Genomic DNA, 16,873 nt, shown 5'->3' on the forward strand with positions numbered 1-16,873 from the left:
AAATTTCCAGGGGGAGAAGCACGTGGCAGAGCAGTATGACATCAGGCGTTTCCAACCGGCGGCCAAGGACGACGCGGCATACCCGGAGTCGGTCGCCTGGATGCGGGCCGTAGCCTTCGGCTTCCACGACGCCCGCCGAAGCGACGAACGGGTCGACAGAGGCCTTGAGATGCAGCGCGCGGACGGGCGGGTATTGACCGGTGCCTACCAGACCGGTCCAGTGGCCGAGCATGCCCTCGGCACCGATGTACCGGTGGCAACGTTCGGCACGATGACCAAGACGCTGAACATTGGCTACGGCCGGCTCCTGGACACGCGGCTCGTGACTGCCGTCACCGTGCGGACCTCGCACCGCCGCCGCGGCCTGTTGCGCCGGATGATGGCGGAGGAGCTGGGGCTGGCACGGCAGGAGGGGCTGGCGATGGCGGCACTGACGGCCTCGGAAGCGTCCATTTACGGCCGGTTCGGCTTCGGCGTTGCGACCTCGGAACAGTCGATCAAGGTCGACACGAGTGCCCGCTTCGTCCTGAACCACACGCCCGTTGGGAGCGTTGAGGTGGCTGATCCCAAGGTGCTCCTTGAGTTGGCGCCGGTGATCTTCGAACGCTTGCACCGCCAGACGCCGGGTTCGGTGGACCGGCACGAGTTTTACCGGCAATTCGCTTCCGGTTCCATCAGCCGGGAAGACGGTGAGGACCCGAAAGTCAAGGTCGCGCTGCACTACGACGCCGACGGCGCCGTGGACGGCTACGTGTCCTACAAGTTCGGCGGCTGGTCCAGCACCCCGTACACGATGGACGTCGTCGATCTGGTGGCCGCCACCCGCACCGCCTACCTGGAGCTGTGGCAATACCTCGGCGCCATCGACCTCGTCGAACGCGTGACCTGGGACGAGGCGCCCGTTGACGATCCGCTGCCGTGGGCGCTCACGGACCCGCGCTGTGTTGATGCCTCGGACGCCCGGGACATGCTCTGGCTGCGGATACTGGACGTGGAGAAGGCGCTGGCCGCCCGGCGCTATTCCGCCGACGGAGCCCTCGTGCTCCGCGTCACCGACAGCCTCGGCTTCGCGGCCGGGACGTTCGCCCTGCAGGTCGACGGGGGAGAGGCGACGGTTACGCCGGCCCCCGACGCCGAACCGGAGCTGACGCTGGACGTCGCGGACCTCGGCTCCATCTACCTGGGCGCCGTCTGCCCGGTGACCCTGCAGGCGGCCGGCCGGCTTACCGAACACACCCCGGGGGCCGCGCTGACTGCGCGGCTGATGTTCGCCGTCGAACGCGCACCGCACTGCCTCACGCACTTCTAGGAGGGCGCCGGCGGGCTCCGTTGCGCTTTGACCGGCGTTGACGTATACGACTAGACTAAACGGGCGTGTACTACGTGTGCGCAATCTAATCCACAAAATCAGGATGACCCGGCGGATCGCCTTTGATTTGCCGTGTTCTTCACCCGCGTCGCCGACGAGGGTGGGACGGTTTGCCTGACCGACTAACTATCCACAACGGAGCCCCTACTACATGACCATCACCTCAACCGAGAAGTCCGGTACCCCCGTAGTCGCGATTAACGACATCGGTACCGCCGAGGACTTCCTCGCAGCAGTCGACGCCACCATCAAGTACTTCAACGACGGAGACCTCGTCGAAGGTACCGTCGTCAAGGTCGACCGCGACGAAGTCCTGCTCGACATCGGTTACAAGACCGAAGGTGTCATTCCCTCCCGCGAGCTTTCCATCAAGCACGACGTTGACCCCGGAGACGTCGTCTCCGTTGGCGATCAGGTCGAAGCCCTGGTACTCACCAAGGAAGACAAAGAAGGCCGTCTGATCCTCTCCAAGAAGCGCGCTCAGTACGAGCGTGCCTGGGGCGACATCGAGAAGGTCAAGGAAGAAGACGGCGTCGTCACCGGTACCGTCATCGAGGTTGTCAAGGGTGGTCTTATCCTCGACATCGGCCTGCGCGGCTTCCTGCCCGCATCCCTGGTCGAGATGCGCCGTGTGCGCGACCTTGCTCCGTACATCGGTCAGCAGATCGAAGCCAAGATCATCGAGCTGGACAAGAACCGCAACAACGTTGTGCTGTCCCGCCGTGCCTGGCTCGAGCAGACCCAGTCCGAGGTCCGCTCCACGTTCCTCAACAAGCTGGAAAAGGGCCAGGTTCGTCCCGGCGTCGTTTCCTCCATCGTCAACTTCGGTGCCTTCGTGGACCTGGGCGGCGTAGACGGCCTGGTTCACGTTTCCGAGCTGTCCTGGAAGCACATCGACCACCCGTCCGAGGTTGTCGAAGTTGGCCAGGAAGTCACCGTCGAGGTTCTCGAGGTCGACCTGGACCGCGAGCGCGTCTCCCTGTCGCTCAAGGCTACGCAGGAAGATCCGTGGCAGACCTTCGCCCGCACCCACGCCCTCGGCCAGGTTGTTCCGGGTAAGGTCACCAAGCTGGTTCCGTTCGGCGCGTTCGTTCGCGTTGAAGACGGCATCGAAGGCCTGGTCCACATCTCCGAGCTCGCCGTGCGCCACGTTGAGCTGGCCGAGCAGGTTGTCTCCGTTGGCGACGAGCTCTTCGTCAAGGTCATCGACATCGACCTCGAACGCCGCCGCATCTCGCTGTCCCTCAAGCAGGCCAACGAGGGCGTCGACGCCGAGTCCACCGAATTCGATCCGGCTCTCTACGGCATGGCCGCTGAGTACGACGAAGAAGGCAACTACAAGTACCCGGAGGGCTTCGATCCGGAGTCCAACGAGTGGCTTGAAGGCTACGAGACGCAGCGCGCCGCCTGGGAGCAGCAGTACGCTGACGCCCAGACCCGCTGGGAAGCCCACAAGAAGCAGGTTGCCCAGCACGCTGCCGACGACGCTGCCGCTGCAACGTCCGGCGAGAGCGACTCCGGCACCACCAGCTACTCCTCCGAGCCGGCCGCAGGCGAGACCGGTGCAGGCACGCTTGCATCGGACGAAGCCCTCGCCGCTCTGCGCGAGAAGCTGACCGGCAACTAATTGCCACCGGCCCGGGTTGCCCCGGGCCAAGCAAAGCGGGTTCCTGCCACGTGCAGGGGCCCGCTTTGGGTTAAGCGGCGGGTTCCCGCGGGGCCGCGCGGGCTTGGGGACATGCCCAGTCCTCGGCCCGGGGAATGGACATAGTACGAATATGTCCAGTGGCCCGGGCGGGCGCCGGGCATGTTCCTTGCACTGAGGGGGGCACGGGATGCCGCGGGGGGCATGCCCAGTCCTCGGCCCGGGGAGTGGACATAGTACGAATATGTCCAGTGGCCCGGGCGGGCGCCGGGCATGTTCCTTGAACCTTGCGGGCCACGCGGGGAGTCGGGGTGGCCGCGACTGTTCAGGGCGCGGAGCTGAGGATCCGGTCCGTGGGCTCGTCGGGGACTCCGCCGAAGTACTTGTCCAGGATCTGCTGGAACACTGCTTCGTCGGGCGCGGCCCGGAGGAACAGGGTCGACGACGAGTGCAGTTTCCGGGCGTCGATGCCTCCCAAAATCTGCTGCGCGCTTCGGCCGTCGACGGCGAGGATTGCCCGCGCGCAATCCAGCAGGCGGCCACCCAGGACCGGGTGGTCCAGGAAAGCACGTGCTTCGTCCAAGGATGAGACGGCATATTTGCGTGCGGTCGGGCTTTGTCCCAGCCCGGCTAATTGCGGAAAGATGAACCACATCCAGTGGCCGTGCTTGGATCCGGCCCGGAGTTCCGACAGCGCACCCTCATAGGTTCCCGCAGAGTCTTGGGCTTCCACGAAGCGTGAGAGGTCGAAGGGGTCGTTCACGTAGATGCTCCTAATTCGCTGTTGCCACAGCCCGGTAGCTGCGCCGGAACCGGAACGGTCTTTCGCGCCGGAACATGGCCTTTCCCTCATCCAACCACTGTTCCGGCGTCCCGGGGGAGGGCATGTCCGTTCCTGGGCACGGGCGGTGGGCACAGCGGCATTATGCCCATTGCCCGGTGTGGGCGCTGGGCATGTCCCTCGGCGGGGGCAGAACCCGGGCACGTCCCCTCCGCGTGGCGGAGCAAGGTTTCTGGGGGAGCATGTCCATTCTTGGGGCCGGGCGCTGGGCATGTCCACACCCGCGGCTACCCCAGCTTGAAACGCGCGCTGACCCGCCGGCCGTCGGCTGCGAGCTCGGCACCCGCGGAGCGCAGCAAGGCCTGGGCCGCGACATTCCCGGGGGTCGTTTCCGCCTCCAGCAGGTCCGCCCCGGCCGCCGCGGCCTCGGCCTTGACCAGGCGCAATGCCTCCCGGCCGATGCCGCGCCCGCGGAAGCTCCGGCCTAGCCAGATCCCGGTCTCCAGTGCGCCGCCGTCCTGCGGGAACGTCCCGGGCCGGGCAGCCGGAACCCGCAGCAGCCGGATGGAACCGGCCAGCTCGCCGTCGGCCGTGATTGCCCAGGTTTTCTGCCGCGCCGGGCCGTCGAGCCCTGCCGCGGCGGCGTGGTGGTAGTCGCGGAACCAGCTGATCCGTTCGGTGTTCCAACCCTCGGCGGTCCCCAGCGGCGGGGTGACCTCGTCGGCGTCGGCGTCGTGCAGCGCCACCGCCAATAGCCGCTCCAGCACCGGGTCCGTCACGTCCACGAGCGCCACCACGGGCACCGGTTCAGTTGATGGCAACATCGATCCACTCCGTTTCTCCGGGCAGCAGCACGGCGCTTCCGGCCGAGAGGGCCGCGAGGCGATCAGCGGCCTGCGCCAGCGCAACGGGTTCGTCCGGCAGGGCCAGCCGAAGAACCGTCGTCTGCGCATCATAGCTGGTGCCGGCCATCACATACCCGGCCGCGCGCAACTCATTCTCGAGCCGGCCGGCGGAGGCGTGTGGCACCGGCACGGCACAGATCCGCAGCCGCTGGCGCCGCACCAGCGGCGCGAGCTCCAGCGCGGCGGACACCGATTCGGAGTAGGCCCGGACCAGTCCGCCCGCGCCGAGCAGGATCCCGCCGAAATAGCGGACGACGACGGCGGTCACGTCGCTGAGGTCCGTCATGCCGGGCCCGGTTTCGCGTTTCAGCAGTGCCTCCAGCATCGGGATGCCGGCCGTGCCGGAGGGTTCGCCGTCGTCGTTGGAGCGCTGCACCGCGCGGTCCGGGCCAAGGATGAAGGCCGAGCAGTGGTGCCGGGCGTCGTGGAATTCCCGGCGCAGGCCAGTGACCAGGGCGCGGGCGCTTTCCTCGTCGGCGGTGCGCTGGAGCACGGTGATGAAGCGGGAGCGTTTGATCTCCAGCTCGTGGCGGAAGCCGCCGCCGGCCGCCAGTGTGGTGTAAACGGTGGCTCTGCTTTCCGGAGAAACCGCGTCGACTGGCACTGCTTCAGCTTAGTCTGGTGGAGTGCTGAAGATCGGTTTGACGGGCGGCATCGCCTCAGGGAAGTCAGTGGTCGCGTCGCGGCTGCGCGAGCTGGGTGCCGTGCTGGTCGACGCCGACGCGCTGGCCCGCGAGGTGGTCGAGCCGGGGACGCCCGGGCTGGCGCGGGTGGTGGAAGCCTTCAGTTCCTCCATCCTGGCCCCCGACGGCGCCCTCGACCGTGCCCGCCTGGGCGCCCTCGTCTTCGGCAACCCCGAACGCCTGGCAGTGCTCAACGGCATCATCCACCCCCTCGTCAGGGAGCGCGCCGCCGCCCTCGCCGCCGGCGCCCCGAAAGGCGCAGTCGTGGTCCAGGACATCCCGCTCCTGGTCGAGACCGGCCAGGGCGCCAACTTCCATCTCGTGGTGGTGGTGGACGCCCCGGAGGACGTCCGGGTGCGGCGCATGGTTGAACACCGGAAGATGACGGTCGAAGAGGCCCGCTCCCGAATGGCCGCCCAGGCCACGCGGGAGGCCCGGTTGGCGGCTGCCGACGTCGTCCTGGACAACTCAGGCTCCAAGGAGGAACTCCGGGACGCGGTGGACCGGCTCTGGGAGCGCCGGCTGCTCCCGTTTGCGGAGAACCTGACCAAGCACCGGATGGCCCCGCGCTCCGGCGGCCCGGTGCTCAGCCCCGCCAATCCGGACTGGCCGGCCCAGGCCTCCCGGATCGCCGCCCGTCTGCGCGCCGTTGCCCCACAGGACATCTTCGCCGTGGACCACATCGGTTCCACCGCGGTCCCGGGCCTCGAGGCCAAGGACGTGCTGGACCTGCAGCTCACCGTCCGGGACCTGGCGACGGCGGACCGACTGGAGCCGGTGCTGGCCGCGGCGGGCTACCCGCGCTGGCCGGGCATCGGCCCGGACAACCCCAAGCCCGCCCACCCCGACCCGGCCGACTGGGACAAGCGCGTGCACGGCAGCGCGGACCCCGGCCGGCCCGTGAACCTGCACATCCGGGCCGCGGGATCGCCCGGCTGGCGGTACGCTCTATGCTTCCGCGATTGGCTGCGCGACGACGCCGGGGCGCGCGCCGACTACCTTGCGGAGAAGCGCCGCGCGGCCCGGCGGCACGGCGTGGACAAGTCCACCGCGGCCTACGCCGCGGACAAGGAGGAGTGGTTCACCGCCTACGCCGCCCCGCGGATGGAAGAGTGGGCCCGGCGCACCGGCTGGCTGCCGCCGTCGTACGACGCACCCTGACCGGCGGGTACAGCCCAAAGCTGAATCAGGGTTTCCTGTCGGAGGGCGGCGGTAGATTAGTAACATGAGCCTTGCCCAGGAAATCAACCGTGTCGTGGCGCCCTTCGAGGTCATCAGCGAGTTCAAGCCCGCCGGGGACCAGCCCGCCGCGATCGCCGAACTGACCGAGCGCATCCAGAACGGCGAGAAGGATGTGGTGCTCCTCGGCGCCACCGGTACCGGTAAAAGCGCGACGACGGCGTGGCTGATCGAACAGGTGCAGCGGCCCACCCTGGTGATGGTGCAGAACAAGACCCTCGCCGCCCAGCTGGCCAACGAATTCCGCGAACTGCTGCCGAACAACGCGGTGGAGTACTTCGTTTCCTACTACGACTACTACCAGCCGGAAGCCTACGTGGCCCAGACGGACACCTTCATCGAGAAGGACTCCTCCGTCAACGAGGAAGTCGAACGGCTCCGGCACTCCGCCACGAATGCGCTGCTGACCCGGCGCGACGTGATTGTGGTTGCCACCGTTTCCTGCATCTACGGCCTCGGCACCCCGGAAGAATACATCGCCGGCATGGTGACCCTGCGCAAGGGCGCCCAGATGAACCGCGACGACCTGCTCCGGAAATTCGTCTCCATGCAGTACACCCGCAATGACATGGACTTCCACCGCGGCACGTTCCGGGTCCGGGGCGACACCGTGGAAATCATCCCGATGTACGAGGAACTCGCGATCCGGATCGAGTTCTTCGGCGACGAGATCGAGAACATCTATACCCTGCATCCGCTGACCGGAGAAGTGCTCCGGGACGAGACCGAAATGTACGTCTTCCCCGCCTCGCACTACGTCGCCGGACCGGAACGGATGGCCCGGGCGATCAAGCGGATCGAGGACGAACTCGCCGACCGCCTCAAGGTCCTGGAGAGCCAGAACAAGCTGGTCGAGGCCCAGCGGTTGCGGATGCGCACCACCTATGACCTGGAAATGATGCAGCAGATGGGATTCTGCAACGGCATCGAGAACTATTCCTCGCACATCGACGGACGCGCCCGCGGAACCGCGCCACACTGCCTTATCGACTACTTCCCGGACGACTTTCTGCTGGTCATCGACGAATCCCACGTCACCGTGCCGCAGATCGGCGCCATGTACGAGGGCGACATGTCCCGCAAGCGGAACCTTGTGGACCACGGCTTCCGGCTGCCCTCGGCGATGGACAACCGCCCGCTCAAGTGGGACGAGTTCCAGGACCGCGTGGGCCAGACCGTCTACCTGTCCGCAACCCCGGGCAAGTACGAGCTCGGCAAGGCAGACGGCTTCGTGCAGCAAATCATCCGACCCACCGGCCTGATCGACCCCGAGGTCATCGTCAAGCCCACCAAGGGCCAGATCGATGACTTGCTGGGCGAAATCCGCACCCGCACCGCGAAGAACGAACGCGTCCTCGTCACCACGCTGACCAAAAGGATGGCCGAGGACCTCACCGACTACCTGCTGGGCCACGGCGTGAAGGTCGAGTACCTGCACTCCGACGTCGACACGCTGCGCCGCGTGGAGCTGCTCCGTGAACTGCGGATGGGCGTCTTCGACGTCCTGGTCGGCATCAACCTGCTCCGGGAGGGCCTGGACCTGCCCGAGGTGTCGCTGGTGAGCATCCTGGACGCGGACAAGGAAGGCTTCCTGCGCTCGGCGACCTCGCTGATCCAGACCATCGGCCGTGCCGCCCGTAACGTGTCCGGCCAGGTCCACATGTACGCGGACCGGATTACCGATTCGATGGCGCAGGCCATCGACGAGACCAACCGCCGCCGCGCCATCCAGGTGGCCTACAACACGGAAAAGGGCATCGACCCGCAGCCGCTGCGCAAGAAGATCGCCGACATCACCGACCAGCTGGCCAAGGAGGACGCGGACACCCGCGAACTGCTGGCCAGCGCGGGCAAGGCGCGCGGCAAGGGCAAGGGCGGCTCCAAGGTCCGCGCCGACGGCCTCGCGGCCGCCCCGGCCGAGGACCTGGTGGGCCTGATCGAACAGCTGACCGAGCAGATGCACGCCGCCGCCGGCGAGCTGCAGTTTGAGCTCGCCGCCAGGCTGCGCGACGAGGTCGGGGATCTCAAGAAGGAGCTGCGCCAGATGCAGTCGGCCGGGCACGCCTAGGGTAAAGTGGATCAGACGTAGGGGAGTATCCCAAGCGCTACGATCGTCAACACGCACGGCACAGATGCCCTGCCGGGCGTAGCGGGCAGCGAATCGGCACCTGATGGCGACAGCCACGGTGCGGCAGCTTAGCCGGAGAGACTTACACCGCTTAGTTGTACCCTGCGAAAGGTATCTTCGTGCCCGAACTTCCAGTCTGGTTCGAGATCGGCTCCTTCGTCGTTCTCGGAATCATCCTCGCCATCGATCTACTCCTGGTGCTGAAGAGGCCGCATGAACCCTCCATGAAGGAAGCCGGCCTGTGGGTCTCCTTCTACATTGCGCTGGCCCTGGTCTTCGCCGGAGCCATGTTCCTCTTCACCGGCCCGGAGTATGGCGGCCAGTTCATCGCCGGCTGGGTGACGGAGTACAGCCTCAGCATCGACAACCTGTTTGTCTTCATCATCATCATGGCGCGCTTCTCGGTACCCCGTAAGTACCAGCAGGAAGTGCTCATGGTCGGCATCATCATCGCCTTGATCCTGCGCGGCATCTTCATCCTGCTCGGCGCGATCGTGATCGAGCAGTTCAGCTGGGTCTTCTACATCTTCGGCGCCTTCCTGCTGTGGACCGCCTGGAAGCAGGCCCAGGACGAAGGCGAGGACGAGGAAGATAAGGAAAACCCGCTGATCGCCCGGATCCGCCGGATCCTGCCGATGTCCGAGAAGTTCGACGGCGGCAAGCTGCGCACCGAAGTCGACGGCAAGAAGGTCTTCACTCCGATGCTGATCGTCTTCGTGACCATCGGCATGACCGACCTGCTCTTCGCGGTGGACTCCATCCCGGCCATCTTCGGCCTCACCCAGAGCGCGTTCATCGTCTTCACCGCCAACATCTTCGCCCTGATGGGTCTGCGCCAGCTCTACTTCCTGCTCGGCGGCCTGATGAACCGGCTCATCTACCTCAAGCACGCGCTCTCGGTCATCCTCGCCTTCATCGGCGTCAAACTGGTGCTGCACGCCATGCACGTCAACGAACTTCCCTTCATCAACGGCGGCAAGCACATCGAATGGGCCCCGGAAATCCCGACCTACGTTTCGCTCGGGGTGATCATCGGCACCATCATCATCGCGGTCGTCGCCAGCCTGGTCAGCTCCAAGGCGTCGAAGGCCAAGCTGGATGCCCGGCTCGAAGAGGACTCGCGCAAGAGCCTCACCGACGCCGAGTAGCGCCCCCGGCGGCCCTGCACGGGCTAAGCTCGGAGCGTGAAAAGCTTTGACGCCGCGACGGCGGCCGGTACGGCGCTGCACCCGCAACGGGTGCAGCGCCGTACCGTTGTGATGCTCAGTGCCGCCCAGTTGCTCAGCGGCGTCGGCGGCGGCGCCAGCCTTTCCGTCGGCTCGCTGCTGGCCGTCCAGCTCTCCGGCTCGAACGCCTGGGCGGGCTCGGTCACCACCACCATGACGCTCGCCGCCGCGCTGACCGCGCTGCCGCTTGCCGGGCTGGCGGGCCGGCGGGGACGCCGGGCAGCCCTCGTGACCGGGCTCCTGTCCGCCATGAGCGGCGCTGTGCTGGTGATCCTGGCGACCGTCACCGCCTTCTTCCCGTTGCTGCTGCTGGGCGCCGCCATGCTGGGCCTCGGCACGGCGGCCAACCTGCAGGCCCGCTTCGCCGCCGTCGACCTCGCAGAGCCGGAACACCGCGGACGGTCCCTCGCGATCGTGGTGTGGGCCGTGACCGTCGGCGCCGTGGCCGGGCCGAACCTCATCCAGCCCGGCGCGATGGTGGGGCAGGCCCTCGGCCTGCCGCCGATTTCCGGGCCGTTCGTGTTCTCGACCGCCGGACTGGCCCTCTCCGCCTTGCTGCTGTTCATCGGGCTGCGCCCGGATCCGCTGCTGCTGGCTGCCCGGATCCGCACAGTGGACGAGGAGCCGGCGAAAGGGACAGCGGCAATCCGGGGCAAGCATGCCCTGCGCAACGGACTGCGCGCGGTCCGTTCCTCCCCGCGCGCCCGGCTGGCGCTGCTCGCCGTCGTCGCGGCGCACGGCTGCATGGCCGCCGTGATGTCCATGACGCCGCTGCATCTGCAACTGCTCACCGAGGGCCCGATGGCCGGTCACGCCGCGGAGCACGCCCACACCGCCGGCACGGACGTCTTCGTGCTGATCGGCTTCACGATCTCGCTGCACATCGCCGGCATGTACGCCCTCTCACCGGTGATGGGCTGGCTCACCGACCGGGTCGGCCGGCTCCCGGTCATCCTGCTGGGCCACGGGCTGATCCTGCTCGCCGTCTGCGTCGCGGGCTTCGGCCAGGCGCAGCCGGCCCTGGTCACCGTCGGACTGGTGCTGCTGGGGCTGGGCTGGTCGGCGGCCACCATCGCCGGTTCCACCCTGCTCGCGGAGAGTGTCGCGGTCGGCGAGCGGGTCCTCGTGCAGGGCGTGTCGGACACCCTGATGGGCGTCGCGGGCGCTGTTGGCTCGGGCTTCGCCGGTCTCGTGATGAGCGGAATCGGCTACCAGGGATTGAACCTCGTGGCGGCCGTCGTGGCTGCCGCGGTCCTGGCCGTGGTCTTCCAGGCGGCGGCGCGGTCACGCCGCAACCCGGAGCCTGCCGGGGCCTGAACCCCCGGCCGGGTAGCCGCGGACGCCGTCAGGCGCGCGTCGCGCGGGCCATGCCGAGCAGCCGGCCGAAGATCGCCTCGCCGTCGTCGGCGATGCCGTCGTGGTGGAACTCAGCGGACTCCCACACCTGCAGGCCGCGCACGGCGGCTGCAGTCTCCAGCGACAGGTCCCGGTCCACGTAGATGTCGTCCGTGTACACGGCGGCGGCCACCGGAATGTTGTTCAGGGCCAGCCGCTCGGGGTCGTAGAGCGGTTTCCAGTCGTCCTTCTCGGCGAGCAGCTGCGCCACGGTGCGGAGCGGACGGAGGGCCGGATCCTGTTCGAAGTACCAGGGATAGACCATCTCGCCGGTTAGCAGCGGGGCGGCGGCGTCCGGGCGGAACTCCGGGAAGTCCTGGAGCACCCGCAGTGCCGCCCAGTCGGTGGCCTCGCCCTGGCCGTAGATGGATTCGTGCATGAGGGCGTACAGCGGGTTCGACGCGCGGGAGACAAGCCCGCGGACCTGCTCCAGGAAGCCGTCGGAGAGCCGGTCGCCGTCGGGGGTGCTGACGAAGGCATCCTCCAGCAGGTGGTGCAGCCCGTCCACCCGGGTGTTGCCGCCCAGGTAGGAACCCACCATCTGGAAGCGCTCCACGGTGAGCCTGCTGCCGTCGGGCAGGTACTCCTCGAAGTCGCGGAGGTGCCCGGCGATGCGGCTGACCAACTCCCGGTCCTGCGGGTACCAGCCGAAGTATTCGGCGTTGCGCGCTGCCACGCGGCGGAAGGTTGCCTGGTAGACCCGGTCCGCGGGGCCGGTCAGGGGCGCGAGGCCGCCGGTGATCAGCGCCTCGCGCAGCCCCTCGGGGGCGAAGGACAGGTAGCTCAGCGCGCAGAAGCCGCCGTAGCTCTGCCCGTAGATAGTCCAGGGCGCGGCGCCGAGGGTCCGCCGGATCGCCTCCGCGTCCGCCACAATCGAGTCGGCGCGGAAGTGCTCGAGGTACTGCGCCTGGTCCCGGTCGCTCCCCCGCAGCGGGAGGGTCTTGCGGTCGATGGGGGAGGAGAGCCCGGTGCCGCGCTGGTCCAGCATCAGGATGCGGAAGTCCTTCGCCGCGGCCTTGCTCCAGCCGCCCAGCGCGGGGAAGCGGTTGCCGCGGCCGCCGGGACCGCCCTGCAGGTACAGCAGCCACGGCAGTTCCGCGGCGGCCTCCTCGCTGTGGTCCGCGGAGACGTATTCCCGGGCGAAGACGGTGATCGTTTCGCCGTCGGCGCCGAAGTGGTCCAGCGGTACTTCAAAGTAATGCTCCGCGGTGCGCATGCCGCGGTAGTCGTGCCTGGCCTTGACGATGTGCGGGACGGAGACTGTCTGAGTCGACGTGGTGTCAGCCACGGGCGTTAGCCGTCCGGGCGCCGGCGAATGCGTCCAAGGCGTCGCCGGTGAGCCGGAAGGTGGACCATTCGTCCATCGGGGCCGCGCCGAGGTTCTTGTAGAAGGCGATCGAGGGCTCGTTCCAGTCCAGCACGCTCCACTCCACCCGGGCGTAGCCGCGCTCCACGGCGGTGGCGGCCAGGTGCTGCAGCAGTGCCTTGCCGTGGCCGGCGCCGCGGGCTTCCGGCATGACGTAGAGATCCTCGAGGTAGATCCCGTGCACGCCTTCCCAGGTGGAGTAGTTCAGGAACCACAAAGCGAAGCCCTGGACGTCGCCGGCCTCATTCTCGGCCATGGTCGCGTACACGCGCGGGTTCTCGCCGAACAGCACCTGCGTGAGCATCTCGGGGGTGTTCCGGACGGCGTCCGGCTCCTTTTCGTAGATGGCCAGGTCATGGATCATCTGCAGGATAGCGGGAACGTCGTGGGCGGTGGCCGGGCGGATTACACTCATGGTCGCCAGTTTACTAGCGGCTACAGGCGGTTCACGTCGATCACGCGCACGACGGCGGTGCCGGTCTCGTCCGAGGCGGCCAGGTCCACCTCGGCGGAGATGCCCCAGTCATGGTTGCGGGCCGGGTCGTCGAAGATCTGCCGGACCTTCCAGACGCCCGGCTCCTCGGTGATGATCAGCAGGCCCGGACCGCGTGCGTCCGGGCCGGTGCCGATGTCCTCGTGCTCCTCGAAGTAGTCGTCCAGCGCGTCCTCCCAGCGCTCCGCATCCCAGCCGGAGCCGGCGTCGAGTTCGCCCAGCGCGGTGGCGGCCTCGTCCGCGAACAGTTCCACCCGGCGGAACATTTCGTTGCGGACCATCACCCGGAAGGCGCGGATATTGGAGGTCAGCGACGGCGGCGGGGGCGGCGGGGCATCGTGCCGGGTCGGGGCGGCGCCGGAGGTGAGTTCCTCCCATTCGTCCAGCAGGCTTGAGTCCACCTGGCGGACCAGCTCGCCGAGCCACGCGATCAGGTCCTCAAGGTCCTCGCGCAGCGCGTCCTGCGGCACCGTCTGCCGGAGTGCCTTGAAGCCGTCAGCCAGGTAGCGCAGCACAATGCCCTCGGAACGGGCCAGGCCGTAGAACTGCACGAATTCGCCGAAGTTCATTGCCCGTTCGTACATGTCCCGGATCACGGACTTGGGGGCGAGTTCGAAGTCGCCGATCCACGGCGCCGCCTTGCGGTACACGTCGAACGCCTCGCCGAGGATCTCCGCGAGCGGCTGCGGGTAGGTAACCTCCTCGAGCATGGCCATGCGCTGGTCGTACTCGATCCCGTCGGCCTTCATCGCGGCAATCGCCTCCCCGCGGGCCTTCTTCTGCTGCGCGGACAGGATCTGCCGCGGCTTCTCCAGCGTCGACTCGATCACCGAGACGACGTCGAGGGCATACGACGGCGACTCCGGATCCAGCAGCTCCAGGGCCGCCAGGGCGAAGGGGGAGAGCGGCTGGTTCAGGGCGAAGTTCGCCTGCAGGTGGACCGTGAGCCGGACGCTGCGGCCGTCCGGGCCTTGTTCCGCGGGCGGGATGCGTTCGACGACGCCGGCGGCAAGCAGCTCGCGGTAGATGCCCAGCGCCCTTTTCATCAGCTGCAGCTGCGCGGCGCGCGTCTCGTGGTTTTCGGTCAGCAGGCGGCGCGCGGCCTTGAACGGGTCGCCGGGGCGTTCCATCAGGTTCATCAGCATCGCGTGGGTGACGGCGAAGCTGGAGCCCAGCGGGTCCGGCACGGAATCCACCAGCCGCTTGTAGGTGGGTTCGCCCCAGGACACAAACCCCTCCGGCGGCTTCTTCTTGACGACCTGGCGCAGCTTCTTCTGGTCGTCGCCGAACTTCGCCGTGGCCTTGGCCATTGCCTTGACGTTCTCGATCACATGCTCGGGCGCCTGGACCACCACCGTCCCGGCGGTGTCATAGCCGGCCCGGCCCGCCCGGCCCGCGATCTGGTGGAACTCACGCGAATTCAGCAGGCGGGTGCGGACGCCGTCGTACTTGCTCAGCGCGGTCAGGAGCACGGTGCGGATGGGAACGTTGATGCCGACGCCCAGAGTGTCCGTGCCGCAGATGACCTTGAGCAGACCGGCCTGGGCCAGCTGTTCGACGAGCCGGCGGTACTTGGGCAGCATGCCGGCGTGGTGCACGCCGATGCCGTGCCGGACCAGCCGGTTGAGGGTCTTGCCGAAGCCCGCGGCGAAGCGGAAGCCGGCGATCAGCTCGGCGATCTTGTCCTTTTCCTCGCGGGTGCAGACGTTGATGCTCATCAGGTTCTGGGCCCGGTCGATCGCCTCTAGCTGGCTGAAGTGCACCACGTAAACCGGCACCTGCTTGGTGGAGAGCAGCTCCTCCAAGGTCTCGTGCACGGGGGTCTGCTGGTAGTAGAAGTGCAGCGGAATGGGCCGTTCCGCGGAGCTGACGGTCGTCGTCTGGCGTCCGGTCAGCTCGGTGATGCCCTCCTCGAAACGGCTCACGTCGCCGAGCGTGGCGGACATCAGCAGGAACTGGGCCTGCGGGAGTTCCAGCAGCGGCACCTGCCAGGCCCAGCCGCGCTGCGGATCGGAGTAGAAGTGGAACTCGTCCATGATCACCGCGCCAAGCTCCGCGGCGGATCCCTCGCGCAGGGCGATGTTCGCCAGGATTTCCGCGGTGCAGCAGATGATGGGCGCGTCCTGGTTGACGCCGGAATCGCCGGTGATCATGCCGACGTTTTCGGCGCCGAAGATCTCGCACAGGGCGAAGAATTTCTCCGAGACGAGGGCCTTGATCGGTGCGGTGTAATAGCTGCGCGCCCCGCGGGCCATGGCCTGGAAGTGCGCCGCGATCGCCACCAGCGACTTGCCCGAACCGGTGGGGGTCGCCAGGATGACGTTGGCGCCTGCGGCCAGCTCCATGATGGCCTCGTCCTGGGCGGTGTACAGGGCCAGGCCGCGGCTCTCCGTCCATTCGACGAACCGGGTGTAGAGCTCATCCGGATCGAGCCCGCTCCTGCCGGGAACTCGGGCGGCCGGGGCGGGGAGCTGATCAACAAGTTTCATTGCTTTCCAGCTTAGTGGCCCGCGGCGCGGCCGGCTGCCTGCCTCCGGGGCGGCATCCCGCGGCCCGACACCCGGGCCGGAAACCCGGGCCGACACCCGGGCCGGAAACCCGGGCCGGCATCCCGCGGTGCGGCGGCGGCGCCCCGGGGCCGCTGCCGGGTTAGGCTTCGGCTGACGGCCCGAGCGGTGAAGCGAGGAATGCATGAAGTGGGATCCAGCCAAGTACGTGCAGTTCGGCGACTATCGGGACCGGCCGTTCTTCGACTTGACCGCCCGCATCCACGCCGAGGCTCCGCGGCATGTCGTCGACCTTGGCTGCGGACCGGGAAACCTGACCGCCACGCTGGCGGCGCGCTGGCCCGGCGCCGCGGTGCAGGGGCTGGACTCCTCCGCTGAAATGCTCGCGAAGTCAGCCCCCTTCGCAGCCGCGGCGGACAACCTTTCCTTTGGCCTGGCGGACATCGCCGCGTGGATGCCCGCGCCGGATACCGACGTCGTCGTCACCAACGCCGCCCTGCAGTGGGTGCCCGGGCATCGGGAGCTGCTGCCACGCTGGCTCGGGGCGCTGCGTCCGGGAGCATGGTTTGCGCTCCAGGTGCCGGGCAATTTCAATGCCCCCTCGCACACCCTCATGCGGACCCTCGCCGATTCGGATGAGTGGTCCGCCCGACTGGCCGGAGTGCTGCGGCATGACGACGTGGTGGGCGAGCCTGCGGATTACCTCGAACTGATGCTCGACGCCAGCTGCGATGCCGACGCCTGGGAGACCACGTACCTCCAGCTCCTGCCGGGCGCCGATCCGGTGCTTGAGTGGGTGCGGGGGACTGGCCTGCGCCCGGTGCTGGCCGCGCTCACGCCGGAAGAGGCCGCCCGGTTCGAGCGGGACTACGCGCGGCTGCTGAACGAGGCTTACCCGCCGGGCGGCCACGGAACGGTTTTCCCCTTCCGGAGGGTCTTCGCCGTGGGCCGCAAGCGGAGCTGAGAGGGTGCCGGGCCCATGCCGCCGCCCGGGGGTGCACGGTGCGAACCCTTCCGCCGGCCGGGCTCTTTGACGAATGTGACACGCCGTGTGACAACAAGCGGCATGTGATGGGGCTTACAATGACAAGGCGGTCTGGGGGCGGCCGCGGTCTGGTCCGATTCCGAGCCCTGTT

At 68.0% G+C, this 16,873-nt stretch carries 13 protein-coding genes; 7 read left to right on the forward strand and 6 right to left on the reverse strand.

Going from position 1 to position 16,873, the window contains the following annotated elements:
* Nucleotides 1-22 precede the first annotated feature (22 nt).
* Nucleotides 23-1,309, forward strand: coding sequence for a GNAT family N-acetyltransferase (locus AC1DBL_RS11900; protein ID WP_476926181.1), 1,287 nt, complete (start codon nt 23-25; stop codon nt 1,307-1,309).
* A gap of 211 nt (nt 1,310-1,520) precedes the next feature.
* Nucleotides 1,521-2,996 (forward strand): 30S ribosomal protein S1, encoded by a 1,476-nt coding sequence (gene rpsA, locus AC1DBL_RS11905; protein WP_476926182.1) that lies wholly within the window; start codon nt 1,521-1,523, stop codon nt 2,994-2,996.
* A gap of 343 nt (nt 2,997-3,339) precedes the next feature.
* Here rpsA and AC1DBL_RS11910 read toward each other — a convergent pair whose 3' ends face one another.
* From AC1DBL_RS11910 to AC1DBL_RS11920, 3 genes are all read right to left on the reverse strand, one after another.
* On the reverse strand, nt 3,340-3,777 hold the full coding sequence (locus AC1DBL_RS11910) for a DUF1810 domain-containing protein (RefSeq protein WP_476916696.1): 438 nt from the start codon (nt 3,775-3,777) through the stop codon (nt 3,340-3,342).
* 305 nt (nt 3,778-4,082) lie between these two features.
* Complete coding sequence (locus AC1DBL_RS11915; RefSeq protein ID WP_441418672.1) at nt 4,083-4,619, reverse strand: GNAT family N-acetyltransferase; 537 nt, start codon at nt 4,617-4,619, stop codon at nt 4,083-4,085.
* Nucleotides 4,603-5,304, reverse strand: a complete 702-nt coding sequence (locus tag AC1DBL_RS11920; RefSeq protein ID WP_476926183.1) for an IMPACT family protein — start codon at nt 5,302-5,304, stop codon at nt 4,603-4,605. Before AC1DBL_RS11920 ends, AC1DBL_RS11915 begins: the two co-directional genes overlap by 17 nt.
* Nucleotides 5,305-5,326: 22 nt before the next feature.
* Here AC1DBL_RS11920 and coaE point away from each other — a divergent pair, with 22 nt between their 5' ends.
* From coaE to AC1DBL_RS11940, 4 genes are all read left to right on the forward strand, one after another.
* Nucleotides 5,327-6,544, forward strand: coding sequence for a dephospho-CoA kinase (gene coaE / locus AC1DBL_RS11925; RefSeq protein WP_476926184.1), 1,218 nt, complete (start codon nt 5,327-5,329; stop codon nt 6,542-6,544).
* Nucleotides 6,545-6,608: 64 nt separating this feature from the next.
* Nucleotides 6,609-8,690, forward strand: coding sequence for an excinuclease ABC subunit UvrB (gene uvrB, locus AC1DBL_RS11930; RefSeq protein WP_441418675.1), 2,082 nt, complete (start codon nt 6,609-6,611; stop codon nt 8,688-8,690).
* Nucleotides 8,691-8,869: 179 nt separating this feature from the next.
* A complete protein-coding gene (locus AC1DBL_RS11935) occupies nt 8,870-9,898 on the forward strand; it encodes a TerC family protein (protein WP_346958166.1) in 1,029 nt (342 codons plus the stop codon).
* Nucleotides 9,899-10,009: 111 nt separating this feature from the next.
* Nucleotides 10,010-11,293, forward strand: a complete 1,284-nt coding sequence (locus tag AC1DBL_RS11940; RefSeq protein WP_476926226.1) for an MFS transporter — start codon at nt 10,010-10,012, stop codon at nt 11,291-11,293.
* Nucleotides 11,294-11,321: 28 nt separating this feature from the next.
* Here AC1DBL_RS11940 and AC1DBL_RS11945 read toward each other — a convergent pair whose 3' ends face one another.
* From AC1DBL_RS11945 to AC1DBL_RS11955, 3 genes are all read right to left on the reverse strand, one after another.
* Nucleotides 11,322-12,587: an alpha/beta fold hydrolase gene (locus AC1DBL_RS11945; protein ID WP_476926227.1), complete on the reverse strand. Its 1,266-nt coding sequence runs from the start codon at nt 12,585-12,587 to the stop codon at nt 11,322-11,324.
* 64 nt (nt 12,588-12,651) lie between these two features.
* A complete protein-coding gene (locus AC1DBL_RS11950; RefSeq protein ID WP_476926185.1) occupies nt 12,652-13,152 on the reverse strand; it encodes an N-acetyltransferase family protein in 501 nt (166 codons plus the stop codon).
* Between the two features lie 20 nt (nt 13,153-13,172).
* Nucleotides 13,173-15,719 carry a DEAD/DEAH box helicase gene (locus AC1DBL_RS11955; RefSeq protein WP_476926186.1) on the reverse strand — a complete coding sequence of 849 codons (2,547 nt, stop codon included), beginning with the start codon at nt 15,717-15,719 and terminating at the stop codon, nt 13,173-13,175.
* 202 nt (nt 15,720-15,921) lie between these two features.
* Here AC1DBL_RS11955 and AC1DBL_RS11960 point away from each other — a divergent pair, with 202 nt between their 5' ends.
* Nucleotides 15,922-16,701, forward strand: coding sequence for a trans-aconitate 2-methyltransferase (locus tag AC1DBL_RS11960; RefSeq protein ID WP_476926187.1), 780 nt, complete (start codon nt 15,922-15,924; stop codon nt 16,699-16,701).
* The last annotated feature ends 172 nt before the right edge of the window (nt 16,702-16,873 follow it).

This window comes from Arthrobacter sp. 10T44, from assembly GCF_056393885.1.

What these genes read in the sequence shown, in the direction of transcription:
- AC1DBL_RS11960 (WP_476926187.1), top strand. Translation starts at nt 15,922, where the DNA reads ATGAAGTGGGATCCAGCCAAGTACGTGCAGTTCGGCGACTATCGGGAC.
- AC1DBL_RS11915 (WP_441418672.1), bottom strand. Translation starts at nt 4,619, where the DNA reads ATGTTGCCATCAACTGAACCGGTGCCCGTGGTGGCGCTCGTGGACGTG.
- AC1DBL_RS11945 (WP_476926227.1), bottom strand. Translation starts at nt 12,587, where the DNA reads ATGCGCACCGCGGAGCATTACTTTGAAGTACCGCTGGACCACTTCGGC.
- rpsA (WP_476926182.1), top strand. Translation starts at nt 1,521, where the DNA reads ATGACCATCACCTCAACCGAGAAGTCCGGTACCCCCGTAGTCGCGATT.
- AC1DBL_RS11940 (WP_476926226.1), top strand. Translation starts at nt 10,010, where the DNA reads ATGCTCAGTGCCGCCCAGTTGCTCAGCGGCGTCGGCGGCGGCGCCAGC.
- AC1DBL_RS11950 (WP_476926185.1), bottom strand. Translation starts at nt 13,152, where the DNA reads ATGAGTGTAATCCGCCCGGCCACCGCCCACGACGTTCCCGCTATCCTG.
- AC1DBL_RS11955 (WP_476926186.1), bottom strand. Translation starts at nt 15,719, where the DNA reads ATGAAACTTGTTGATCAGCTCCCCGCCCCGGCCGCCCGAGTTCCCGGC.
- uvrB (WP_441418675.1), top strand. Translation starts at nt 6,609, where the DNA reads ATGAGCCTTGCCCAGGAAATCAACCGTGTCGTGGCGCCCTTCGAGGTC.